We start from the raw sequence: 24,007 nt of genomic DNA, 5'->3' as shown, positions 1-24,007 counted from the left end.
CATTGCCGCGAAAAACTTATTGTCACGTCAGCGGCGTCCAGGTGCCATCGGCATTGCGGCAGGCCGCACCACGCGCCTGATAGGTCTTGCCGTTCATGGTGACACTGTGGGTATATTGACGACAGTTCTGGTTGCCGACCTGATAGGGTGCGGCAGCACTCACCTCACCTGCGGCATTGCCGTCGCGCCAGGTCACAGACTGACCACCCGGCGTATCCTCCAGCGCCTTGTATTCCGCCTCAAGAGCGCGCAGGCGCTGATCCTGTGTCAGTTTGGCGCCCGAGCGTGAGACAATACCGCCCTGCAGCGCATTGATGTAGAGGGCTGAAGAATTCTGGGGTGATGCCGAAACGGACCCGATCCTGCTCAAAAGACCAGGGGATGACGCTGGCATCAACCGTGGCGTTGCAGTGGTTGTGCAGGAGGCCAGTCCGGCGGCAGCCAGAACGACTCCGATCTGCCATCCCTTGCGATAATCTGCCATGGTTTCTCGCTCATCCTCATCGTTTTACGACACTCTGTGCCAATCATGACCACAGATAAGACCGAGGAGCGTATGAATTGCAAGATGCAGGACCGGTCATAAATGGTTGAACGGGGCAATTGCATCGCCCCTTCAAACTCCGTCGCGATTGATTGCCGGCAGCACGAGACGGGCCAGAAGACCACCGCGAAGACCGCGCGACAGGCCAAGTTTACCCTGATATTCGGAGGTGATTTCCTTGACGATGGAAAGACCGAGACCGGTGCCCGGACGGCTTTCATCAAGCCTGCGCCCGCGCTTCAGCGCTTCGCCGATTTCGTCCGGCGCAAGACCTGGACCGTCATCCTCCACCAGAATTTCCAGCCAGTGTTTGCGGCCTGCATCAAGCCCCGCCTCTCCCGCCGGCGCATGACGGACGGTGACAATGACAAAAGAGCTTGCATGGCGGGCCGCATTTTCCAGAAGATTACCGACCGTTTCCTCCAGATCCTGCTGTTCCATGGCCAGCGTCAAGCCGGTTCCTTCGAGAACGAGTTCAAAGGTTTTTTCCGGCGTCAGACGCCGCATGACCCTGACCAGACGCTCCAGCACCGGCTCGACCTCGCTGCGCGACAGGACCGATTCGCGCTGGGCTGCAATGCGCGCCCGGTTGAGATAGGAGCCGACCTGAGCCTGCATTGCCGCAGCCTGGGTCTTCACCACCTCATCATGCGGGCTATCAATCGCGCGCGCCTCGTTGAGCAACACTGCAATCGGGGTTTTCAGCGAATGGGCAAGATTGCCGACCTGCATGCGGGCGCGCTCGACAATGCGTCGGTTGCTGTCGATCAGCGCGTTGATCTCGTTGGCCAAAGGCTCAATCTCGCGGGGGAAATCCCCCTGGATATGCTCGGCCTCGCCGCCACGGATCTTTTCCAGCGCGCGGCGCGCCCGGTCGAGCGGCTTCAGCCCGAAAATGATGGTGACGGCATTGACCAGCAGCCCGCCAAAGCCGAACACGGCCAGAACCGCATAGAGCTTGCGGGAAAAGGCGCTGATCTCCTCCTCCACCACCTTGAGATTGCCGGAAACGCGAAACCTCGCCGCCCGACCGCTTTCATCCAGAATGACCTCGGTTTCGGCAATGCGGATATGATTGCCGTAACTGTCGGTCATATCATAGAAACGCTCGTAATTCTGGTCGAAGGGCGCATCCTCAAAACTCGGCACCGGCAGATTGGTCAACCCGAGCGAGGTGGAAGCCAAAGGGGCAGCATGAAAGGAACCAAGCGGCTCGACCAGCCAGTACCAACCGGTTCCAGGCTGAGAAAACCGCAGATCTCCCAGAGCCGGGCTTCCGACCAGCGTATTGCCATCACCAACGGAGACGGAATTGACGACATTATAAAGCTGAGCACGCAGAAGATCGTTGAAGGAACGCTCCGCCCCCTGCCGATAGAGCGCGGAAATCACAAACGCCATGGTGACCAGCGCGATCACATACCAAAGCGTGGCAAACAACAGGACTCTGAGCGTGAGGGACTTAACCCTTAACATTGTCGGGTTCTTTGATCCGGTAGCCGAGACCGCGCACGGTTTCGATCATGTCGAGGCCGATCTTCTTGCGCAACCGCCCGACAAACACCTCGATCGTATTGGAATCGCGGTCGAAATCCTGATCATACATATGTTCGACCAGCTCGGTGCGCGACACCACCTCCCCCATGTGATGCATGAGATAGGAAAGAAGCCGGAACTCATGCGAGGTCAGCTTCAGAGTCTTGCCCGAAACGGTCACCTTGGAGCTCTTGGTGTCGAGCCGGACCGGACCGCAGGCAATTTCAGACGAGGCATGGCCCGCCGCCCGGCGGATCAGCGCCCGGATGCGCGCCAGCACTTCTTCAACGTGGAAAGGCTTGGTGACGTAATCATCCGCACCCGCATCAATGCCGGACACCTTGTCGCTCCAGCGGTCGCGGGCCGTGAGGATGAGAACCGGCATTGCCCGGCCCGCCCCGCGCCATTTTTCCAGCACAGTGATTCCATCCATGTTCGGCAGGCCGATATCGAGGATCACCGCATCATAGGGTTCGGTATCGCCAAGAAAATGTCCTTCCTCGCCATCCATGGCCTGATCGACCACATAACCGGCTTCCTGCAACGCTTCGACCAGCTGCCGGTTGAGGTTGACATCGTCCTCGATCACGAGAATGCGCATCGTCTCATCGTCTCCGTTCCGCCACGGGCCTTTCAGCCTCCGTTCCGGCGTCTGCATAACCCATAATAGACGCTGTAGCAGATTTCATCCGGCTCCGCATAGCCTGTCCGGTTCAGCGCCCGACCTGAACTGTCATCTTGCGCGGACGACCATTGTCGCCTGAGCCGGGCACGAGAATGGTGATCACGCATTGGCCACCGGAAAGCCGCACGGAAAGCAGTTGGCCACCCGTGTCTTCTACCGCCTTTTCTGCCGCCGCCCGGCAATCGACCCGACCGGACGCCTTCTGATCGGCAGCGTTGCCACGCTCGTTCTGGGCAAGCTCGACCACATTTGCAGCCCAGGCCGTGTCACCTGCCTGCACGAAAGGGACCACATCCAGCGCCGTCCAGGCCAGAATGCCCGCCGCGACATATCCCATGATCGATCTGGATAGCATCAATATCACTCTGCCGCATTCAAATTATGATAATCCACCTTTACCCGAAGGCGGCTGAATGGCACATGAATATTGCAACATTCCCCATATTACACTGATATAAAATGTAAATTAGAAAATACTTAAATAAACAACCCATTGTGAAACAAGCACGATGGACGGGATCAGAAGGTGAAGGCCTGCTGTACTGAACGACCCATGGCATAGCGTCCGATCTGGGTCACGGAGACCATCAGCGCCGTTGCCGCTGCGCCGAAGTCGCTGGTCTGGTCGGCCACATCATAGGTATAACTGGCCGAATTGCAGGTCAGGCTTCTGAGCGTGACAGATCCTGCCGCATCGAGAATATCGAGCTTGTAGCTTTCGCTGTCCTCATCGAGCGGAATATCGGAGGGTGTCCAGTTGTCGGCGTCGATCCGTCCGCGCCGGACCCAGGTGAAGGTCAACGTGCCATCGCTCTGGCGGCTGGCCTTCAGATGCACCGGGGAAAGCGGCGTTTCGGCACGAAGCCCGCCGGAAAAACTGTAGGGCCCGTCGGCGGCAAAGCTGGTGCCTGCCGCTTCGGCAATGATGTTCAGCGTCAGCCCGATCTCGTCGGTGGAAAGCGCCAGGCTGGTGACGGCGGTATTTAGCAGCACCAGCGTCGCGCCGCTTGCCGCCCCCGCCGCCATGGCGTCTTCCGTGCCGTAAAGCCCGCGCAACAGGCCGGAGAGTTTCCAGCGACCGCTTTCCACTTCGGTCGCGGTGGTGAAGGAGATCAGTTCCCAGAGCCCATCCGTGGCCATGACCGCGACGAGATTGGCCCCTCCCAACACCGCAAGCTCTGAGGCGGAGGAAAAACTGCCGGAGGCAAGCGTGACATCGATGGTGTTCACCCGGTCGAAACGGCCAGAAACGCCACTTGTCAGGCTGGCATTCAGGCTGCCCATGGTGGCATTGGCCGCAAGCGTCGCACGCGTCACGTAATTTTCCGTTTCCGGCGAGGAAGAGACGAGGATCTTGCGGGCGGGATTGGCATAGACGGCGATACGGGCAAAGGCGCCAATATCACCGCTGGCATAGCGCGGCAGGTCCATCAGTTCCACCCAGGGGGCAAAGCCGGTCGAGGCGCGGTTTGAGGCCACGCGCCCGCTCGTTGCCACCGCAACCGAGGCCGAGACGGGCGCGGCCATTTCCTGCATCTCCAGCGACAATCCGTCGCCTTCTTCGATGCGGGTGACGAGGAAGCGCCCGGAAGGACCATCGGCAAGAGTGAGGATATCACCGGGCTGCAGGCCGATCAGCGCCGGATTGACGGAAAATTTCAGGCTGCGGCGCGATATCCGGTGATCGCGCAATTGCGCCTCGACCACGGCCATGGCGCTCGCCTCCTCCATCACACCGTTCAGCGAGGTGGAGAGAAGCTTCGCCGACGCCGTCGCCACCCGCCGCGAGCGGGCGCTGGCATCCTCATAATCATTGGCGGGATCGTAAAAGCCCAACGCGGCCTGCCCGGCATAATCGCCGGTGTCGCCGCGGGTCTCGGTCCAGAGCGGGTCGCCATCCGTGTCGAGGAAACTTGCAATCTCTTCGGCAACCAGGCTTGCGGCTGAGCGCGAGCGAAACCGGAGCACTGTACCATCCTCGATGGCGTCAATCAGAAAGGCGGTCATGATCGGTTTGATCAGGCTTCGGGCGGAGGAAAAATCACCCTGCACATAGCCGGACAGATCGCCTGAAACCTGCGTGACGTCGAAATCGGTGAAACCGCAATCGGTCAGGATCGCCGCGATCACCTCCGCCACCGTGGCCCGACCCAGCCTGCCGTTCAGCCAGTGGCCGGTGCGCCAGTTTGCCCCATCGGCAAAACTGTCGGTGTCATAGGGAAAGGCCGGAAAGGGTCGGCTGTCCCAGGTCCACAGAAAGATATGATCGGCATCGACCATGCCGGAAGGGGCATCTGTCCCCTGCCAATGGGCGAGATGCGCATCGAGAAAACGCCGCTGGATGCTGTCGGAACGCTGGCCGGAAGAAAAATAGGGCAACGCATTTTCCGAGGATTTCGGATCGGGAAAGACATTCGGCTGATTGGCGGCGCGCTCGACGGCAGCGCAGCCCAGTTCGGTGAACCAGACCGGCTTCATCTTCGCTGTCCACGCCGTTGGCGTCGAAAGCTCCGCCCCGCCCACCCGGTTATAATGCAGATTGCTCCACCAACCTTCGATATCCTTGTAGCGGAACACCCAGGTCTTGGCCGCCAACCCGTCGGTAATCGCCGTACGCATCCGGTTCTTGCGCGCGGCGAGGCTCTCGTAATACCAGTCATAGCCTTCGCCGGCTGCGATCAGGCCGCTCATGCCGGCCTGATCGTCAGCAAGTGCAAAGCCATCCGGGTTGGCGGCGGTGAAATCGGCATCCTGCCAGTCGGAAAGCGGCATGTAATTGTCGATCCCGACCGCATCGATGGCATCTGACGCCCAGAGCGGATCGAGATGAAAGAAGACATCGCCAGAGCCATCTTCCGGGTGATAGCCGAAATATTCGCTCCAGTCGGCGCCATAGGTGATTTTCGTGTCACTGCCCAGAATGGCCCGTACATCTTTGGCAAGCGTCACCAGCGCATCGACAAAGGGAAAGCCGTTGTTTTCGTCGCGCAGCGTGGTCAGCCCCCTCAGTTCCGAACCGAGAATAAAGCCGCTGACGCCGCCTGCCGCCTTGGCCAGAAGCGCATAATGCAGCACCAGACGGCGATAGCCGGTATCGGTGCCGGAATAGGTAACAGAGGTGCCGCTGACGGTGAAATCGCTCACCTTGGCCGCCCCCATGAAGCTCGCGACAAGCGTGGTGATCGCCGCAGTTTTGTCGGGCGAGCCGGAAAGCGTCGGTGCAGGCGAACAGGTGATGCGTCCCCGCCAGGGATAGGCCGCCTGTTCGGAGCCGCCATAAGGATCGGCAAGCCCGTTGCCGGGGGCAATGTCCATCATGATGAAGGGATAGAGCACCGGCTTGATGCCGCGGCTCCTGAGATCCGTGATCGCCTCGACCACGCTCTTGTCGTCGGGACTGCCGCCATAGGCGGGACCACCATCGACCTGACTGACGACATAGGCTGCGCTGCGGCTGATGCCCGCCACGCTCCAGGCGCGGCTTTCCTTTTCCCGCGAAGACACCTCCACGCCGGGCAGGATCTTGCAGTGATCGGCGCGCAGATCCGTTCCAAACCAGCTGACCACCAGCGCCGCCGAGGACAGATTGGGGCAAAGCGCCTGCAATTCGTCAAGCGAGGCCTCCCAGTCGGTGGCAGCGGTCAGGGTGTTGCGGTTCATTACATGCGAGGTGCCGGTCGCCGTCTTTTCCGTGATCGCGGTGGTGGCATAGCCATGTTCGGTTGCACCGGGAATGATGGTGACGGCGCGGATGCGCTCCTCCAGCGTGCCTGGCGGGCGGATCACCTCGAATTGCAGCACGGGAATGCGATTGCCGTAATCGTCGAGCGGCAGAAGCTCGAACACGACATAGGCGGTGCCACGATAGGCGGGCGCATTGTTCTCGCCCTGCTTGGCGGCAATCAGCGGATCCACCGCCTGCGTCTCGCTTCCGGTATAGACGCGCATCTCGATTTCGGTGAGGTCGATCTCCTCGCCATCGGCCCACACCCGGCGCACCCCGGCAATCGGCCCCTCGCACAGCGCCATGGCGAAATTGGCATAATAATCATAGGTCTTGGTCTTGGTGCCTGTGGCTTTGCTGCCCGAACTTTCGGTGGTCACCTCCTCCTTGAAATGGGTGGCCCAGATCAGCGTGCCGCCGATGCGCATCGTGCCATAGACTCTGGCAAGCGCCGTGCCCTCATTGGCGCCACCGACGCGGGCGGTGGCAAGGCGCGAACCGGTCACCGTCGTCGTGCCATAGATCAGCGACTGATCGACGAGATTTCCGGCAAGAGCGCCCGCCGCCCGGCCGAGCATGGCCCCAACCGGACCGAAAAGACCGCCAAGGGCTGCGCCCGCCGCCTGAAATACAAGAGTTGCCACAATCAGATCTCCGGAAAACGATAGAACCCGGCAATGCGCCGTCGCCAGGCGGGAACCAGGGCCGAGCGGATGACGGCCGCCTGCTCATAGGCGTGAATGAAATGCCCCTCCTCAGCCAATATGCCGAGATGTTTGGCGGCATAATGCGGACGAAAGCGAAACAGCAGAAGGTCGCCGGGCATGGCCTTGTCATACCCGGCAAGCGGAATGAAATGCCGCTCGGCCGCCCGAAGCAGCCGGTCCTCACCGCAGCGTTCGGCCCAGTCCGGGCCATAGGCCGGAACCGCCTCCGGCTCTCTCCCGTAAAGCGCGCGCCAGAGTCCGCGAATGAGGCCGAGACAATCGCATCCCACCCCTTTGAGCGAGGCCTGATGGCGATAGGGCGTGCCGATCCAGCCCTCGGCAAGGGCAAGAACCTTCTGATTTGCCATCATGGTTTTTCTGCTCCCGCAGGCTCACTCGAACAGCGCCGAGCCGTCATGGGTGGTCTGGCCGCTGACATAGGAATAGGCGAAATCCGCCCCCGGCATATGGGGAAAGCCGCGAAAATTGGAGGCATTGGCAAAGCTGTCGCGGCAGGTGGCAAAGCTCTTGTCGCAGCCGATCGTCAGGCTCAGCGTATCGCCCGCGCCAAGCGTCACCTCCAAGGGCAGCCACAGCGTCAGCACCGTGCCGCCTGTCGCTGCCCGGCTGGTTTCGATATCGGCGGCAAGGCCCGTTTCGCTGCCGGAGGTCACCGTCAGCCTGCCATAGCGGAGATAGTCGTCGCCATAGGTTTCGATGCCGGAGACGATCACCCGGTCGCTCGACGGCATGGAGACGACCGTTGCAGCCAGAGTGCGACCGGAAACAGTCATGTCGACGCCGCAACGGCTGTCGCCGAGCGTGGCATCGCAGCGGCGGCTCATGCCACGGCCCTGCTGTTGCGAGAGCCTTGCCGTCAGCGAGCGCAATTCTGCGGTAAACTGGCCGGTCTGGCGCTTGACCTCGCCGATTTCCTGGACTTTCGTCAGCAAACGCTGGCTGACATCCTGCCAGTTGACCCGGTAGACCTCGATACGGGCGCCGTCATAGCGTCCGGCAATCAGATCGGCCTCGGTGATCGCGGCACTGGAAAAGCCTCCGGCAATATCGAGTGTGGAGGCGGCAAGCGTGTTTTCCGCCTCACCATCGCTGGCGGAAAAGCCGCTCGCCGCCTGAAACGTCGTGTCGAGAAAGGTCAAATCGCGATCGTGATCGGTAAAGCCGAGCACCGTGCCATCACTGCGCGTCACCCGCCAGCAGCTGCACAATGTCGTGGCGTCTTCGGCCAGATGCGCGGCAAAAGCGGTTTCGATGTCTCTCATGGCAGGATCTCCTTCAGCGGAATGGAGGGAATGCGCCCGGCATTGAAGGCTTCGAGATTGATCTCGATCGTATCGGTATCGAAGCGCACCGGCACGTCGAAGGAAAAACCCGCCGCCACCACGGCACCTGTGGCAGGCACATGGCCATCCTTCAGCGTGACGATCCCGGTCGTCGTGTCGAGGCTGTAGAGATCGGACGAGAGCGTCACGCCATTGACAGAGACCAGCACCGATCCCTCCACCGGCTTGGCAATGGTGCGGCTATAGGCAGCGGCACTGTCGCCATAGGTTTTGATCAACTGAAAACTTTGCGTCACACCATCGCCGGTGCCCAGCGTCTGGTCGGTGGCGCTGATCGCCTTGCCGGGGCTGGTGGAGGTGTTATCCAGCGGATCGCGAAAGCGGAAGCCATAAAGCTCGCCGCCACGCGCCTCGAAAAAGGCAACGACGCTGTAAAGATCGGCCAGAGACTTGATCCCCGATCCGGCATCATATTTGCGCCGGGAATTGGCCCAGCGCTGGTTGCGGCTCTCGCGACCACTGGACAGGTTGACGATATCGGTGCGGCGCACCGGCCCGCCGCTCGACGACAGCGACACGCGCAGCGGAAACCGCACCTCGTGAAAAGACGTTGCCATGGGACCTCACAGATTGCGCTGGCCGCGCTTGACCGTGCGCGCCAGCATGGCGGAAAGCTGCGACTGGCTTTTCTGGAAGCTTGACGCATCCGCCGTCTGCACATTGAAATTGATGCTGGTGCCGGAGCCGCCCTGCATGGCAACACCGAGCGAACCGTCGGAACCGCGTTTCAAGGGCAGGATCGCCTCGCTGCCGGCCTCGCCCATCAGCCCGGTCGAGCCGCCACCCATGCCGAAATAGGTGGGGCTGGAGACGACGCCGCCATTGGCAAAAGGTGTGATCGAGCCCGGCACGCCGCCCTTGGCAAAGGCAAACAGCGAGCTGACGCCGGATGACAGGCTGGAGACCGTGCTGCCCGCCAGCGAGGAAAGCGCGCTTTCCAGCGGCTTCAAACCGGAAGAGAGCGTGATATTGGCCAGCGAACCGGCCAGCGATTTCAGCGTCGTCTCCAGGCTTTCACCGCCGGTCGTGGCGTTTTTCAGGGCCGATGTCAGCGCCGTGCCGAAGTTTTTCGAGCGGCTTTCAAGATCGGTCAACGCCTTGGAGGCGCTTGAGGTATCGAGATCGAGTGACAGGGAAAGGCTCTCGTCATCGGCCATGCGTCAGGTCCTTTCATCGGGATAACGCGCCATCAGCGCCTGAAGATCGGCACGGGTAAGCGGTGCGGAAGTCGTGCGCTTCAGCCCGGCCATGGCGGCGAATTCCCGCGGGGTCAGCCGCCAGAAAACCTTGGGGGATAGCCGCAAAAGGCCCAGACCCGTTTCCATGACCGCCTCCCAGGGAAAGGGAGGCGGCACGGTCCCGGCCGGCGCCGAACCTTTTGCGGCACTCAAGGGTTTGGCGTTTCGCCCCCTTCAGCTGCACCCCCATCAGGAACACCAAAGGTCATCACCAGCAATTCGCGAACGATGGCGACGGCGGCGGCAACGCCACCCTCGATGCACATATCGGCGACATCCTCGTCACTGACGCGGTTACCACCGCCGCGAAGCCCAGCGGCCAGAATGCGGATAAGGTCTCGGCTCGACAGGCGGCCTGCGGAAAAGCGGGTGGCAAGCTCGCTCAACGTATCGGCGGCAAAGGCGGTTTCCAGCTCGGCCAGCGCACCGAGCGTCAGGCACAGAATCCGCCTTTCGCCATCGATCACTGCCTCGACTTCGCCACGATGGCGGTTGGCGCGTAGAAAGCTTCTTTCACTCATGCCGCCGCTCCAAAGGTGATTTCGCCTGCCGATTCGAGCGATATATCGAATTTCAGTTCGCCGTCATGATCGCCGGAATAGTCGAGCGCCGTCACCTGAAACAGGCCGGTCATCGTGCCGAAATCGGGAATGACCACCTGAAAGCTGATGAGCGAACCGGCAAAAAACGCCGCCCGCACCAGTTCGTCGGATGACTGGTCCTTGAACAGACCTGAACCGGACAGCGAAGCCTTTAACGTACCCGCCTCGGACAGCAATTCGCGCCAGCGCCCGCTGCTTTCGGCATCCGTCACATCCACAGTCTCGGCGTTGAATGACAATTTTCGCGAGCGCAACCCCGCCACTGTGACATAATCGCTGCCGCTTTCGATCTTCAGCAGCAGATCCTTCCCTCTTTGGACTGTCATTGTTCTCTCCTATGTCAAATTCCGATTGAAAAAGAGCCCCTGCGGCGTCCGGCCTGTCGTGAGGTCACACCTCAAGCCGGAAACGGCAGGCCGGCAAACCGCCAAGGCTCACCGCCCATGCGGCGCACGAGAGGTGACAGATGCAGGTGGAAAATCGGGCAATTTCTACGGGTAAGATCCCAGGAAAGCGGCAAGTCCAGCCTCATTCCCGATACCGAAACCTGGCTGTCACCCTTTGTTCACTTTTCATTCGTCACGCAGCAGACGCTCATGCAGGCGTAACGACGGCCCGCATCTGGACTTCACCGACATAAAGCTGCGTCTTTGCCTCCCGGCGGCTGACCGTTTTCACAGGCAGGAGCGATATCAGCACGGCACCGGTCAGGGTCAGGGCCGCATCGCTCAAGACGGTTCTGACCTGCCCGGCGAGCATCTCCACCTGACGGCGCGACAGCGACGACCAGGCCTGAATGCTGACCAGACATTCGATCAGCCCGTCGCCATCGGTGGAGAGATCGTTCACCGTCACCTCGCCGAACATCAGATAAGGTTCGGCGGCACGCATCAGCCGCCGGTCCCTGAACCCGTCGGCACCAATAAGCGCCGTGATCGAAGGCTCGGCGAGAAGGACCGACACCATGGCGGCCAGGAGAGCATTGACGGGGCTGTCGCTCATGCTGTCTGCTCCTTGCTGTCGGACTTTTGCCGTGCCTGCGGCAGAGCCGCACCCTGCAACATCTGCGGCAAAGCCGCAGCCTCTGGCATTTGCAGGCGAGCCGCCTCCTGCCGTTTTGCCTGCTGTCGGGAGACGGCCTCCTCAGCCAACCGTTTCAGGGCATCGGTAAGATCAGCACTGGTCAGGGCAAATTTCATGGCATCGCCTCCTCGCAGTCGAGCACAAGAAACCGCCTGCGCCCGTCCGGATCGGAGAGCGCCCGCACGGTCAGGCTGCGCGCGCCAAGCAGCAAGCGCTGGCCACGGGCAACATCCTCACGGTAACGGATCGTCACGGCCTGCGAGACATAGGCGATCTCCGTCTCGCCTTCTGCGTCATAACGGGTGGTGAGCGGCGTGACCCGGCCCCAGACGGTTGTCAGCGTTTCCCAGCTGCGGGTGACACCGCCCTCGCCATCCGCCGTCTCGACCGGCTTTTGCAGTTGAAGCCGCGCCGTCATCGCCCCCGGATCGGGTTCGGAAAACAGCGCCATCAGAGCCTCCTTTGGCAGTAAGGCGCAATCAGCCGCTCATAGCCATCGGGCAATACGGCAGGTTGCTCATCGGGACGCACCACGCCGCGATAGGCGTACATTGCCGCCACATGCAGGGCGAGCGCCCGCCGCAGCGTATCGGGCACATCGGTCGCCGCATCGCCGAAGCCTGCGGTGAAATCGATCTCGATGCCGTTCAGCGGCCGACCCGGCTCGGGCCGGCTCTTCAGCCAGAGCCGTGCAGGCCGCGCCTGCCCATCCAGCATATGCCCATCGAGCGAGATGCTCGACTCATTGCCGTCTTCATCATAGACGGTCAGCGCCGTCACCGCCTGCACCGGAAAGCGGGTGAGCCCCACCACAGCCCCCGACGGCCAGTCGTCGAGATAAAGCCGCAGCGACCGGGTGATCAGGCAAAGGCCGGTTTCGGCCTCCAGAAAGGTGCGAGCCGCAAGGATCAGACCGCTTAAAAAATCGTCTTCGTCGGTGGTGTCGATTTTCAGCTGCGCCTTGATCTCGGCCAGCGTCATCGGCTCGGCAGCGGGCGCTGCCAGCTCGGCATAGGTCATGGTTTTCTCCCGGACATGAAAAGACGCCCGAAAGGCTCCGGGCGTCCGTTTATTCCTGATCAGCTCGCAGCAAACTTGATCAGCTTGATCGCCTCGAAATTCTGCACCCCGCCGCCGACGCGCTTGGTGGTGTAAAACAGCACATAGGGCTTGGCCGAATAGGGATCGCGCAACACCTTGACCCCCATGCGGTCGACCACCAGATAGCCGGCGCGGAAATCGCCAAAGGCAATCGAGAGCGAATCGGCGGCGATATCCGGCATGTCTTCGGCCTCGGCGATGGCAAAGCCCATCAGCGTGGCCGTCAGGCCGGGGCCTGCCGGGGGCATCCAGAGATAATTGCCGTTGGTGTCCTTGAATTTGCGGATTTCGCTCTGCGTCTTGCGGTTCATGACGAAGGTGCCGTTCTGGCGATGCCCGGCCTTCAGCGCATAGACGGTTTCGATCAGCGTATCGGAAGGGCCGCTGGTGGCAAAAGCGCCTGCCGCACCTGTCGCGACATAGCCGAGACTGCCCCAGGCCCAGCTACTATCGGCCACGGTGTCATAGGCGAGAAAGCCCTTCGGCTTGTTGGTGCCGTCGCCCTTGACGAAGGCTGCCCCCTCCTGCTCGGCAAAGGCAGTATCGACCTCGCTGGCAATCCAGCTTTCAACATCGACCGCCGCATCGTCGAGCAGCGACTGGGTGGCGGCGGGCATGGCGTAAAGCTCCATGGTCGGGAAGGACAGCTCGACCAGTGCCGGGGCATCGGTCTGGCTGCGCGCCCCGTTTTCCGCCACCCAGCCCGCACTCATGCTCGCCGGTGCGAAAGGCTTTTTCAGCACCGCGCCAGACACCTGACGCACGGTGGCAAGGCTCCTGATCGGCGAAATCGCCGACAAAAGCGTGCCGATTGCCGTATCGGTCTCATCCGGCACCAGATAACCGCCATCGGCAGAGGTGGTCTCATCCATGCTCTTGGCCTGCAGCTCGCGCAGACCGGTTTCATCGCCACGACGGATATAGGCATCGAAGGCGGCCTTGCGCTCGGCGGCGTCAAGACCCTTCATCGCTCCGCCGCGTCCGAGCGCGGGGCGCAGTTTCTTCAGCGCCAGCTGGTCGATCACCCGCGCCTGTTCGTCGATCGCCTTGTTGATCCGCTCCACCTTGTCGCGGGTGATGACATCGGAGGTCAGCTTGTGCTCGATCTCGTCGAGGCGCTGGTCATTGGCCTGTTTGAACGCCTCGAAGGCCTCCATGAAGCCGTCGAAGGCCGCCCCCATCGTATCGGGAATGGCCTTGATTTCCGGAGCGGGAATGTCCTTGTTCTGCATGATCATTGTCCTTGTTGTGCACGGTTGAATGTCATCATCCGGGCCGCCCGGCGCATGGACCGGATCAGCTCGGCATCGCGGCTGGTCAGCCGCTGGGCCTTGACGGAGGAAACCCGGGCCGAAGGGGCCATGGGAAAAGTGACGACCGAGATCTCCCAGAGATCGGCCTGGAGAATGTGGCGGATGCCGGTCTTGCCATCCTGCCGCGCCTTGACGGTCTGAAAGCCGATGGACAGCCCGTCGAGCGCACCGCTTTTCATCAGGGCGCGCACCTCCTCGGCCCGCGCCACGCCCGCCGTCAGCCGCCCGACGACATAAAGGCCGCGGGCATCCTCTTTCAGCGTGATCCAGGTGCCGATCGGCTGGGCCGGATCATGCTGGTAAAGCATGCGGATCCCGGCCACCCCCCGGCTTTTCAGCGACTGGCGAAAGGCCCCCGGCTCGATGATGTCACGGCTCAGATCGACCTCGCCGAAAACGCTGGCATAGCCGGAAAACGTGCCGTCCCCCTCCAGCCCCGTAATCGCCAGATCGGCGAATTTGCGCACGAGCCGCCCCGGCCCGCGTTGAACGTGCATGAAACTCTCCTGATGCTGTTGATAGTTCAGTGGTAAAGCGTTTCGCCGCTTTGCCGGTTGCCCCGGACGATTCCGGCAAAATGCGGCGGCAGATCGATGGCGATACGGCTGTCGCCGAGGCCGCCATCGAGCCGGATGATATTGTCGCTGAAAACCGTCGCGGCGGTCTCCGCCTTGCCTTCCAGCGCTATCGCCCGGCAGAAATCCTGCTCGCCATGAGCGGTGAACCGATTGCGCAAAGCCTGCACCTCGCCGGCCTCAAAAGCCAGAAGCCCCGTCTTGCGAAACGTCGTCTGACAAGTCTCTAGCGTGACCCCGCCATCCCCCGAGACGGCAAAACCGCAATCGACGGCCAGCGCCGCGCAATCGCGAAAATGGCAGCCTTCCGCCACCTCCAGCGGAACGCCGCCCCGCATGGTTTCGACGACGAAACCACGGGCAAAATGCGCCGCCCGGCAGGCCTCGAAGCGCAGATGCCCGCCAGCATTCGAAGCGCGGATGAAATCGCCCGCATAGGCGAAACGCCCGCCGCTGCCGGTCACATCCCGCAGAAGCGCCGTGCCGAGGCCGTGCAGGGAAAGACAGGCCGCCTCCGGCCCGCGATGGCGGTTGTCCGTGGCAAAACCGATATGCTCAAGCATGACATCAGAAGCGCCATCCCGCCCGCCACGGATCGTCAGCCCCGCATTGCCCGCAAGCAGAAAGCCGCTGCGCCCGGCACCGAACCCTGAGAGACTGAGACCCGGACGCCCGGCCAGATCGACCACGAGCGGCGTGTCCAGCCGGTACCAGCCATCGAGCAACAGCGGATAATCGCTGTTCAGCCAGAGGCTTAGCGCTTCCGTTTGATAAAATGATTCATCATTTTCAACGTCACTCTGGTGCCTGCCGCCATCTCTCACCCCGCAGGGGAGACGGCGGCAGGGCGATGAGAGGGTCGGCGACGCCGAACATTCCGAATAACCACTGCCACCAGCCATCCCCGCCCCGAAATGCCGGGGCGTAGCAAAGGTGGCGACGGGCTGCCAGCGCTGCCAACCACGCCCGCGCTTTCGCCTGTGCCACAGCCTGTCGCCACCACAAAAGCCAAGTTTTTGAATCGTTTGTGGCCCGTTTCTGTCATCCTGAATGACCTCGACAGACAAGGGGCGCGCCGTGACAAACGGCGCGTTGCGACATCTGACCCCGTGATACACACCCGGCACCGTCACATCATCGAGATTGGACCAGATGCCGGACGCATCGGCCCATTCGCCCAGCGCTTGCCCTCCGTCATGGTTCTTGAAAAACGACATGATGACGATCCGCTAAACCTCTGTATTGTCTTCATACTCTCTCGGCTGATAGCCCACGGCCTCGCGTTTTTCGTCGTCACTCAGGAAGCTGGCATTGCCGATCCGGGTCCACAGCGCATCGCGTTCGGATGAGAGCCCCTCGACCTGATCGAGATCGGGTTCGAGGTTGAGAGTTTCGCCATAGGCATCGGAGAAGAATTGCGACAGGCTTGCCAGCGTCCGGCGGATCATCGGCAGCACGGTCAGGCGATAGAAGGCGCGGTTGGCTTCCTGATAATTGGCATAGGTATTGTCGCCGGGAATGCCGAGCAGCATGGGCGGCACGCCGAGCGAAAGCGCAATGTCGCGGGCAGCACCATTGCGCGCTTCGGCAAAATCCATGTCGCGGGGCGTGAGGCTCATCGCCTTCCAGTCCAGCCCGCCCTCGAGCAGCAGCGGGCGGCCCGCCTGCAAGGGACCGGCATAGCCCTGTTCCAGTTCCTGTTTCAGCCGGTCATACTGGTCAGGCGAAAGATTACCGCCCTCTTTCGGCTGATAGACCAGCGCCCCGGAGGGCCGGGCGGAATTGTCGAGCAGCCCCTTGTTCCAGCGGGCGCTGGCATTGTGCAGCGCCAGCGCCTGGGCGGCGGCAGCAAGCGGCGCATAGCCCTGATCGTCATCGAGCGGGTGAAACAACCGCATATGCAACAGCGGCAGCGGCTCGCCCTCGGCGGGAATGACGCGAAGCCCACCGGCAGCGCGATAGTCAAAGGCCTGCGGCCAGCCATCCGGCCCGGCCACCACACTCACCCGGTCGGGCCGCAACAGATGCAGCTCCATCAACCGTCCGCCAAGCCAGAGCGGCTCCAGATAGGCATTGCCGGACAAAAGCAGATGGCCATAAAGCGTTTCGAGAAAATCCGGTCCCGTCATGCGGCCATTCGGGCGCGCCAGAAGATCGAGCGCCGGATGGTCCGTCAGCTCACGCGCGCCCTCGTAGGCGAGAACCGGCACGGCAGCACCAGTTTCGGATAAAAGCCGCACGGCACGATAGGCGATGGGATTGTCCATGAAGCCCGCCCGCGACAGCGCCCCATAACCACGGCCAATGCCCCGCCCACCGGCAGCCGACAGCAGCATGGCGAGCGTGCCGCGCAGGGGCTGGGCTGCCTTGGCCTCATCCGGACGTGCGGCAACAGCCCGCCGGACAGAACGGCGAAGCGATGAAAACATGATGGTCTCCTCTGATGGCAAAACGGTCCCTTGCCCTGAGCCTCGAGCGGGCAGGACCGGAAAGCGGCCTCGATACACAAAAAAATTGTGATTTTTAAATCGGTTAAAGCAATTTCAATCGTTTGAACATCTGTTCCACAGCCTTTACAATTGTTTAATCCTGTGGAACTTTCCCGTTCATCGCGAGTTTGGGTGCATTGCAATAGATTGCAGCTCGTCAGAGCAAAACACAGCCAATCTCTATGAATGGAGACAGGATATGGACGCAAAGAGCAACAAGACCGCAAGCCAGACACTTGCTGAAACCAGCCGGACCATTCCGGCACATATCGTTGAGCGTCTGGAGTCCGAATGGCGGCAGGTGCGCCAGCCGGCTCAGCCCGCGACGAGCACGAAATAATCTCATAAATTGCGGATGCGCGGCTCTGCCGAGCCTTCGAGCATCAGCGCCGTCAGGGCCCAGACCAATGCATCCAGCCGGTCGGGCGAGCGGCCTGAGGAGAGGCCATCAGGGCCGAAATCGCACATCTGGTCTTCCAGCTCGACAAAACGGGCCGCGTGCAACACGCGGCCCTGTTCATAGAGGGCCGCCACCGGCTCGGCGCGCAGGAATTTCCCCCGTGTCGCCCGCACCAGTTTCAGCGGCAGGCTGGCCTCGATGCCCTTCAGCAAAGAGGCGACCATATCGCCGCCCTGATTGATTTCCGCCACCACCCGGTCCGCCTCGAAGCGGCGATAGGCACGCACCACCGCCTTTGCCCAGCCCGCCGGGCTTTCGCCCGTCACCGAACAATCGGCCAGCACCACGGCACGTCCGGCACCATCCATACCAGCCGCAACGATGCCGCAGCAGGATTGCGGCCCTGAGCCCGATGGCGGATCGACGGCAATGACGATGCGCGAGAGCGGCTCATGCCGCTTCACCGTCAGCTCTTCTAGTCGCTCGCGCCGCCAGAGCGCATCCTCGCGATCCTCGATCAGTTCGCCATCCAGCTCCTGCCGCCCAAGCCGTGTGCCGCCATAGCGGCTTTCCAGCGCCGCAATAAACCCGGGCGCGAGATTGCCGGCATTGGCATGGGTGGACAGACGCGCAAGCCGCGTGCCGGGATCGGCAAGCAACCGTTTGAGGATCGGCACCGGGCGCGGCGTCGTGGTGATCACCTGACGCGGATCGTCGCCCAGCCTCAGAGCAAACTGCAGCATGTCAAAGGTTTCCGTGCCATATTTCCATTTGGCGATCTCGTCGCACCAGGCATAATGAAATTGCGGACCGCGCAGGCTTTCCGGGTCTTCGGCGGAAAACAGCTGTGCCACCGTCCCGTTCGGCCAGACCAGACGGCGGCGGGAAATTTCCACCTCCGGCCGCTTGTGACGGGCAATGCGGGCAATGCCGGAGAGACCATCCACCATCACCTCGCGGGCATCGCCCAGCGTTTCGCCGATAAGGGCAATGCGCAGATCGGATCTGTCCTGGGCAGAGGCGATGGCATGCACCCATTCGGCCCCGGCCCGCGTCTTGCCGGAGCCACGCCCGCCCATGATCAGCCAGTTGCGCCACACGCCCTGAGGCGGCGCCTGCAAGGGATGGCGGATCAACGGCCAGGACCGGGCAAGCCGGTTGAGCAGGAGGGGGTGTAGCCCGGCAAGCCATCCCTCCTCTTGCGCCAGTTCGACGCCATCTTGACGCTCGGCCTTTGCCGCGGTCGAAACCGCTGCCAAAAGCCTGTCCGCTGCCGTCTTCACCTCGATAAGGTCCTGACCGAGACGGTCCAGAACCTGCGCGTCTTTCGACAGCGCCGCGACAAGACTGCTGCGGGCGGCACTCGACAACAGACGATCCGTCTTCCTGCGCACGATGACACTTTTCCTATTTTACGGCCAATGGGAGCGATACAATCAGCCCGGCGGCCCCGTGCCGGGCATGGCGTCCTTGGCCTTCCATGCCTCCAGCATGAGCCGGGCGCGGGTCTCGGCCTGGCGGTCGATCAAGGCAAGAAGCCGTGCCTCAGCCTCGGCAAAGCCCGCCTGATCCTCATGACGCTCCTCGGCCTCCTGCCGGTCGCGGCGCAATTGCCGTTGCAGGCTGTCGATCTTTTCCAGCGTGCGCACAATCACCGACATGGCCTCGGTGGCGGTCTTGAGATCGGCGCGTGCCAGCTTGGCGGCGGCCTCGTCGACGCCGTCGATCAGCGCTTCCGCCGTTTGCCGCAGCGCGCGAAACTGCTCGAACTGTGCCTGCATTTCCCGTGTCAGCTCATTGAGAAGGCTGGCGAAATGATCCGTCAGCACAACCATGTCCACAGCCTTGCGCTCCAGAAGGTCACAGACGAGAACGGCCTTGTCTTCCGGCATCGCCGGCAGCGGCCAGCAGCCATAAAGATCGAGCGACATAGTCTCCATGAGCGCTTTCCCGCAACAAAAAAGGCCCGGGTAAAACCGGACCTTGCGTTATCTTCAAACGGTTATGCAGTTGTGTCACAACCCCTGCCGGATCAACCCGCCCAGTTCTGCGACCGTAGACAAAAGCTACCAAACCACCGTGACGCCGTCAAGGACTATTTTCTTATCATAAGATTTTTTTCTTATTCCGCAGCGCCACCAAACTGCTCCCAGGCGCCCATGGCGTCCGCCGCATACATGACGGACGGCCCGCCGCCCATATAGATCGCCAAGCCGAGTGCCTCGGTAAATTCCGCCCGCGTCGTCTTCAGTTTCACCAGCGCTTCGGTGTGAAAGCCAATGCAGCCATCGCAACGGGTGGCAATGGCGATACCAAGGGCAATCATCTCCTTGGTCTTCTTGTCCAGCGCATTGTCCTTGGTTGCTCCCTGTGCCAGGGCGCCAAAGCCCTGCATCACATCGGGAATATCCTTGCGCAGACTGCGCATGTGACCGGTGATGCGGCGGGTGATATCGGGATAGGATTTGCTCATGGTCGGCCTCTCTCAAAAAACAATATATATATTTGTATAATGAAATTTTCTCTTTGCAAGAGAGATTGAGAGGGCTGCGACAAAATAGAACAGGCTGGCTTGACGTTTATCAAACCAGCCTCTGGATCATTAAGATGTAAAACGAGCTAAAAAATCCCAAAAGACCTGCCAATGATCAAATATAAAGCAGGAAATTATAGTTCTATCACTCAAAACACATCAGGAAGAATTTCAGAAAAATCAAACTGCGCGCAATAAGGCTCAAAAACCTTGCGGACAATCTCCTTTGCACTGTCCGGCAGACCCTTGCCTCGGCCCTTCACTCCTTTGTTGAAGCGGGCGTCACGAGCCGATTCCTTGTCCTCGAACTGGGCAGCAAGCTTTTTGGCATCGATCTCACGCGGCTTGAGAAATTCGGCCATGCGTTCGGCCAACACCTGCTTGGAGGCAAGAAAATCCTTCTCGTAAGACACCCAAAGTGGCTTCACCAGACCCTGCCGCTCGCAGACCTTCCAGCTCATGTAAAATTCCAGATACCAGGCCGCTTCGCGCGCCACCATCAGGTTCAGCCGGGTTTCATCGTCGAGATCGTTATAATTGTCCGGCAGGCCATCCACCAGATAGATATCGTCACCCTTGAGATTGGACAGCCAGCTCTCACGGTCGGCGCGGCGCATGTCGTCATAGCTGACCAGTGAATCGAAGACATTGCGATAGGTGACAATCGGGCGGATATTGTAAAGCGCCATCTGGCGACAGAGATAGGGCGTGCAGCGGATGTGATGCTGGGCCACATAGCCGGTGCGGTTCAGCCCATGCACCATCAGGGCCAGTTCATCCGTCTCCTGTTCCCGAAGCCAGATGCCCATGGAAAAGGGCGGCTGCGCCAGAAGACTCGGCGCCATCAGCACCACATTCGGCAGATCAAGCGCTTTTCGCAGGCTGGTGCTGATGAAGGTGGAGGCAGATTTCGGCAGGGCGGCCACGAGAATATTGGTCTGCGCCGATCTCGATGCCGTCAGCCGCGCCCGCATGACCGCTTCCCCCAGCTGCACCTGGGTGAGCTCAAGATTTTTGGCAGACTCCTCCCCCATCTCCGGCACGTAAAACGGATGAGACAGCGACAGAATGCTGGCAAGACGAAAGGCATCTTCCGGGTTGCTGCCAAGAAGAAAGGCGTCGTATTTTTCCTTCACCCATTGCAGATCGGGAACACCACAGGCATTGGTGATGAAATCCTCGATCTGGGAGAGATGCGTTACAGTATCCACCATAATGTTTGCTTTCACTCTTTTGTCGCAGCCCCACAGCGCTCCTGCATTTTACAAAACGCATTCTGCGGAGGCGCTTGAGGGGCGCTGAAGCGCCTCGTCATCCGGAAGAATACCGGAGAAATCAAAATCCTGCCGATAGGGTTCGAATGCGGCACGAATGCGGGCCCTGACGCTTTCCGGCAGCCGTCGGCCGCGTCCCGTCACCCCCTTGTTGAAGCGGTCCGTCTTTTCGCCCCCATTGCGGGCCAGCACATCAAGCAGTGCCTCGGGCCGGACATGCTGCGTGCCGATAAAATTCGCCAACCTCAAGGCAAGTCCCTGCCGGTTCTGAAGAAAATCCTGCTCATAGGACACCCAGAGCGGCGCGACCAGACCAAGCGCCTCACACCGTTTCCAGCTCAGGAAAAACTGCAGATACCAGGCCACCTGCCGGTCCACCAGCAGCATATAGCGCGTCTCGTCGTCGAGATCGGCATAGGTGTCCGGCATGCCGTCGTCGAAATAAAGCGCATCCGTCGTAAAATTCTCCGACAGCCGCCTGCGATTGCCGACCAGCATCTCATCAAGGCTGACGAAGGAATCAAACACATTGCGATACGTGACCACAGGCCGGATCCCATACATCTCCAGCTGGTGACACAGATAGGGCGTACAGCGCACATGATGCTGGGCCACATAACCCACGCCGTTGCAGCCATGCTGGATCAGGGCCAGCTCATCGGTCTCCTGTTCGCGCAGGGTGATGCCCATGGAATGCAGAGGCTGGCGGGTCAGGCTTGCCCCCATCAGCGCGACATTGGGAACACCCATCACCTGTTGCAGACAATTGGTTACGAATGTCGAAGCCGATTTCGGCATGCACGCCACCAGCACTCTCGGCTGCTCCGCTTTGGCTGCGGTCAGGCGCGCACGCATCAGCAATTCGCCAAACTGCGTCAGCGTCAATGTGAGTGCATCCGCCGTCGCCTTGTCCACCGGCGGCAGATAAAACGGATGGGCGAGCGACAGAAATCCCGCAACCTTGAAAACGTCCTGCGGGGCGGTCCGGGACAGAAAATCGCTAAAACTGTTGCGCACGGCCGCCAGATCGGGACTGGATGCGTTTTGATGAATGAAATCCTTAATTTCGGTCCAGTCCGCCACTGCCACTGACATCGTCACAACACCATTTATGATCCAGATACGCCCTCTTCACCCCAGTGTCAGACAAGCAGGGATAGATCGCAATCGTCCTGATAACGCCGCAACAGCGCCGTGGCCCGATCACGGATGGCGTCTGGAACCACACGACCGCGCCCGGCAATGCCCTTATTCAGTCGCAAGGCTTTTGCTTTTTCCTTGCTCTGCAATGCTTCGGCAAGACGCTCGACCTTGCAGTCATCGCAACCGATAAAGGCGCTGATCCGCTCAGCCAGTACCGCCTTGTCGCCCTGAAAATCATGCTCATAGGAAATCCAAAGCGGCGCAACCAGACCAAAAGCCTCGCACTTCTTCCAACTGACCAGAAACTGCGCATACCAGGCCGCATGAACATCGACGAGGATCTCCAGCCGCTCCTCAAAGGGCAGACGCTCATAGCCGGCTGGCAGTCCATCATCGAAAAATCGCTGATTGACCGGCAGACTATCTCCCCGCCACTCCGTCACCATATCGTCCATGCTCACGAGTGAATCGAAGAAATTACGGATGGTGACGATCACCTTGAGATTATAGATGCGGATCTGCTGCGCCAGAAAAGGCGTGCAGCGCACATGATGTTGCGCCACATACCCACGGCGGTTGAGGCCATTGCGAATCAAGGCCAGATCATCCATTTCCTGCGAGCGCAGATTGGCCCCCAAAACGGAACTGGACATGGCCGAGTGGCAGGGCGTACTCAGATTGACACGCGGCACATTCATGGCGTCCGCCAGCGCCCCTGAAATGAAGGTCGAGGCCGATTTCGGTGCACAGGCCAGAAGAATATTGGGTTGCCGCGCCTGTTTCGCAGTCAGCTTCGCCCGCATGGTCAGCTCAGCGAACTGCTCAATGTCAATCCCCAGACTGCGCGCACTGTCGGGATCCATATCCGGCAGAAAAAACGGATTGGCAAAGGCGAGCGCCGAGGCAATCGCCAGACGGCGCTCAATTGGAATATGCACCAGAAATTCCATTGCCAGACGCTGAATGCGCTCGGGATTATCCTCCAGCGAAAGCGCATCCATGAAGCTTGTCACCTCATCGTCGGACGGCATCCGCATCTCAGCCGTATGCCTGGTCGAGGAAATCCCGTTGTCCATGCTCATCCCTTTATCGTATTCGATTTTCGCAAGATAGCCGGCAGCAATGGATCGCGACCATTGCTATAATGTATAGCATAACGGCCATAACTTGCGCGAAATGGGAGAGAAGAAGGATCCTTAGCTCGGATCGAGCACCGTCAACGGCCAGTCGCAGATATAGTCTTCAAAATCGGTGACCTCGACATCGGCCTCACTGATCGTCCGGCCCCTGGCGGAAATCCCGGCCTGATGCACGGTGTCGGCATCGCCGGAGACGAGTGGATGCCACCAGTAAAGATCATGCCCGTCAGCAACCAGACGATAGGCGCAGCTTGGCGGCAGCCAGCCGATCGTATCGACCTGATCGGGCGTCAACTGAATGCAATCAGGCACGGTGGCCTGACGGTTGGGGTAATCCTTGCAGCGACAGCTTTGCCCATCCAGAAGCCGACAGGCGACCGAGGTGAAGACCACCTCGCCCGTATCCCAGTCTTCCAGCTTGTTGAGACAACAGAGCCCGCAGCCGTCGCACAGGCTTTCCCACTCCTCGTTGCTCATCTGAGCGAGGCGTTTGGTCTTCCAGAAAGGCTCTGCCATCATACTTTATCCCGCCGGTAAAAACCCGCTTTAACCGCTCC

At 60.7% G+C, this 24,007-nt stretch carries 28 protein-coding genes; 1 reads left to right on the top strand and 27 read right to left on the bottom strand.

From position 1 onward, the window contains the following. Positions 1-22: 22 nt before the first annotated feature. The 20 genes from NAC44_RS06195 to NAC44_RS06100 form a co-directional block, all read right to left on the bottom strand. On the bottom strand, positions 23-484 hold the full coding sequence (locus NAC44_RS06195) for a hypothetical protein (protein ID WP_250939074.1): 462 nt from the start codon (positions 482-484) through the stop codon (positions 23-25). Positions 485-616: 132 nt separating this feature from the next. Beyond that, positions 617-2,020: a sensor histidine kinase gene (locus tag NAC44_RS06190; RefSeq protein ID WP_250939072.1), complete on the bottom strand. Its 1,404-nt coding sequence runs from the start codon at positions 2,018-2,020 to the stop codon at positions 617-619. Further along, positions 2,007-2,681 carry a response regulator transcription factor gene (locus tag NAC44_RS06185; RefSeq protein ID WP_250939070.1) on the bottom strand — a complete coding sequence of 225 codons (675 nt, stop codon included), beginning with the start codon at positions 2,679-2,681 and terminating at the stop codon, positions 2,007-2,009. Before NAC44_RS06185 ends, NAC44_RS06190 begins: the two co-directional genes overlap by 14 nt. 112 nt (positions 2,682-2,793) lie before the next feature. After that, positions 2,794-3,102 carry a hypothetical protein gene (locus NAC44_RS06180; protein WP_250939928.1) on the bottom strand — a complete coding sequence of 103 codons (309 nt, stop codon included), beginning with the start codon at positions 3,100-3,102 and terminating at the stop codon, positions 2,794-2,796. A gap of 182 nt (positions 3,103-3,284) precedes the next feature. Further along, positions 3,285-7,133, bottom strand: coding sequence for a baseplate multidomain protein megatron (locus NAC44_RS06175; protein ID WP_250939056.1), 3,849 nt, complete (start codon positions 7,131-7,133; stop codon positions 3,285-3,287). Between the two features lie 2 nt (positions 7,134-7,135). After that, positions 7,136-7,567 carry an NlpC/P60 family protein gene (locus tag NAC44_RS06170; protein WP_420839895.1) on the bottom strand — a complete coding sequence of 144 codons (432 nt, stop codon included), beginning with the start codon at positions 7,565-7,567 and terminating at the stop codon, positions 7,136-7,138. Positions 7,568-7,588: 21 nt separating this feature from the next. Further along, positions 7,589-8,479, bottom strand: coding sequence for a DUF2163 domain-containing protein (locus tag NAC44_RS06165; RefSeq protein ID WP_250939054.1), 891 nt, complete (start codon positions 8,477-8,479; stop codon positions 7,589-7,591). Continuing rightward, positions 8,476-9,117 (bottom strand): DUF2460 domain-containing protein, encoded by a 642-nt coding sequence (locus NAC44_RS06160; protein ID WP_250939053.1) that lies wholly within the window; start codon positions 9,115-9,117, stop codon positions 8,476-8,478. The genes NAC44_RS06165 and NAC44_RS06160 overlap by 4 nt, the downstream gene beginning before the upstream one ends. 6 nt (positions 9,118-9,123) lie before the next feature. After that, the gene (locus NAC44_RS06155; protein ID WP_250939052.1) at positions 9,124-9,717 is read right to left on the bottom strand and encodes a phage tail tape measure protein; all 594 of its coding nucleotides are present in this window, start codon (positions 9,715-9,717) and stop codon (positions 9,124-9,126) included. 3 nt (positions 9,718-9,720) lie between these two features. Beyond that, positions 9,721-9,915 (bottom strand): rcc01693 family protein, encoded by a 195-nt coding sequence (locus tag NAC44_RS06150; protein WP_338022075.1) that lies wholly within the window; start codon positions 9,913-9,915, stop codon positions 9,721-9,723. A gap of 32 nt (positions 9,916-9,947) precedes the next feature. Continuing rightward, positions 9,948-10,319, bottom strand: a complete 372-nt coding sequence (locus NAC44_RS06145) for a gene transfer agent family protein (protein ID WP_250939050.1) — start codon at positions 10,317-10,319, stop codon at positions 9,948-9,950. Continuing rightward, on the bottom strand, positions 10,316-10,726 hold the full coding sequence (locus tag NAC44_RS06140) for a phage major tail protein, TP901-1 family (RefSeq protein ID WP_250939049.1): 411 nt from the start codon (positions 10,724-10,726) through the stop codon (positions 10,316-10,318). The genes NAC44_RS06145 and NAC44_RS06140 overlap by 4 nt, the downstream gene beginning before the upstream one ends. A gap of 268 nt (positions 10,727-10,994) precedes the next feature. Continuing rightward, positions 10,995-11,402, bottom strand: coding sequence for a DUF3168 domain-containing protein (locus tag NAC44_RS06135; RefSeq protein ID WP_250939048.1), 408 nt, complete (start codon positions 11,400-11,402; stop codon positions 10,995-10,997). After that, positions 11,399-11,599 carry a hypothetical protein gene (locus NAC44_RS06130; protein ID WP_250939047.1) on the bottom strand — a complete coding sequence of 67 codons (201 nt, stop codon included), beginning with the start codon at positions 11,597-11,599 and terminating at the stop codon, positions 11,399-11,401. Before NAC44_RS06130 ends, NAC44_RS06135 begins: the two co-directional genes overlap by 4 nt. Further along, positions 11,596-11,934, bottom strand: a complete 339-nt coding sequence (locus NAC44_RS06125) for a phage head closure protein (RefSeq protein WP_250939046.1) — start codon at positions 11,932-11,934, stop codon at positions 11,596-11,598. Before NAC44_RS06125 ends, NAC44_RS06130 begins: the two co-directional genes overlap by 4 nt. Continuing rightward, positions 11,934-12,503, bottom strand: a complete 570-nt coding sequence (locus NAC44_RS06120; RefSeq protein WP_250939045.1) for a head-tail connector protein — start codon at positions 12,501-12,503, stop codon at positions 11,934-11,936. Before NAC44_RS06120 ends, NAC44_RS06125 begins: the two co-directional genes overlap by 1 nt. A 59-nt stretch (positions 12,504-12,562) precedes the next feature. Then, complete coding sequence (locus NAC44_RS06115) at positions 12,563-13,816, bottom strand: phage major capsid protein (RefSeq protein WP_250939039.1); 1,254 nt, start codon at positions 13,814-13,816, stop codon at positions 12,563-12,565. 2 nt (positions 13,817-13,818) lie between these two features. Continuing rightward, a complete protein-coding gene (locus NAC44_RS06110; protein ID WP_250939037.1) occupies positions 13,819-14,394 on the bottom strand; it encodes an HK97 family phage prohead protease in 576 nt (191 codons plus the stop codon). Positions 14,395-14,420: 26 nt separating this feature from the next. After that, positions 14,421-15,689, bottom strand: coding sequence for a hypothetical protein (locus NAC44_RS06105; protein WP_250939035.1), 1,269 nt, complete (start codon positions 15,687-15,689; stop codon positions 14,421-14,423). Positions 15,690-15,701: 12 nt separating this feature from the next. Next, positions 15,702-16,901 carry a phage portal protein gene (locus NAC44_RS06100; protein WP_250939033.1) on the bottom strand — a complete coding sequence of 400 codons (1,200 nt, stop codon included), beginning with the start codon at positions 16,899-16,901 and terminating at the stop codon, positions 15,702-15,704. Between the two features lie 259 nt (positions 16,902-17,160). Here NAC44_RS06100 and NAC44_RS06095 point away from each other — a divergent pair, with 259 nt between their 5' ends. Next, entirely contained in the window at positions 17,161-17,301 is a 141-nt protein-coding gene (locus tag NAC44_RS06095; RefSeq protein WP_250939031.1) for a hypothetical protein, read from the top strand. A gap of 2 nt (positions 17,302-17,303) precedes the next feature. On the opposite strand, the gene NAC44_RS06090 is transcribed toward NAC44_RS06095, so the two are convergent. The 7 genes from NAC44_RS06090 to NAC44_RS06060 all read right to left on the bottom strand — a co-directional run bounded on the left by NAC44_RS06090 (position 17,304) and on the right by NAC44_RS06060 (position 23,969). Next, a complete protein-coding gene (locus NAC44_RS06090; protein WP_420839903.1) occupies positions 17,304-18,569 on the bottom strand; it encodes a DNA-packaging protein in 1,266 nt (421 codons plus the stop codon). A 228-nt stretch (positions 18,570-18,797) separates the two neighbouring features. Continuing rightward, entirely contained in the window at positions 18,798-19,301 is a 504-nt protein-coding gene (locus NAC44_RS06085) for a hypothetical protein (RefSeq protein WP_250939029.1), read from the bottom strand. 182 nt (positions 19,302-19,483) lie between these two features. Continuing rightward, on the bottom strand, positions 19,484-19,834 hold the full coding sequence (locus tag NAC44_RS06080; protein ID WP_250939027.1) for a carboxymuconolactone decarboxylase family protein: 351 nt from the start codon (positions 19,832-19,834) through the stop codon (positions 19,484-19,486). Positions 19,835-20,043: 209 nt separating this feature from the next. After that, positions 20,044-21,108, bottom strand: a complete 1,065-nt coding sequence (locus NAC44_RS06075) for a hypothetical protein (protein ID WP_250939025.1) — start codon at positions 21,106-21,108, stop codon at positions 20,044-20,046. 48 nt (positions 21,109-21,156) lie between these two features. After that, complete coding sequence (locus tag NAC44_RS06070; RefSeq protein WP_250939023.1) at positions 21,157-22,269, bottom strand: hypothetical protein; 1,113 nt, start codon at positions 22,267-22,269, stop codon at positions 21,157-21,159. Between the two features lie 41 nt (positions 22,270-22,310). Continuing rightward, complete coding sequence (locus NAC44_RS06065; protein WP_250939021.1) at positions 22,311-23,393, bottom strand: hypothetical protein; 1,083 nt, start codon at positions 23,391-23,393, stop codon at positions 22,311-22,313. A 114-nt stretch (positions 23,394-23,507) separates the two neighbouring features. Continuing rightward, complete coding sequence (locus tag NAC44_RS06060; protein WP_250939019.1) at positions 23,508-23,969, bottom strand: YcgN family cysteine cluster protein; 462 nt, start codon at positions 23,967-23,969, stop codon at positions 23,508-23,510. Between the last annotated feature and the right edge of the window lie 38 nt (positions 23,970-24,007).

The organism is Allorhizobium sonneratiae, assembly GCF_023700755.1.
GTDB lineage: Bacteria > Pseudomonadota > Alphaproteobacteria > Rhizobiales > Rhizobiaceae > Allorhizobium > Allorhizobium sonneratiae.
This window is presented reverse-complemented; position numbering and strand designations above follow the sequence as displayed.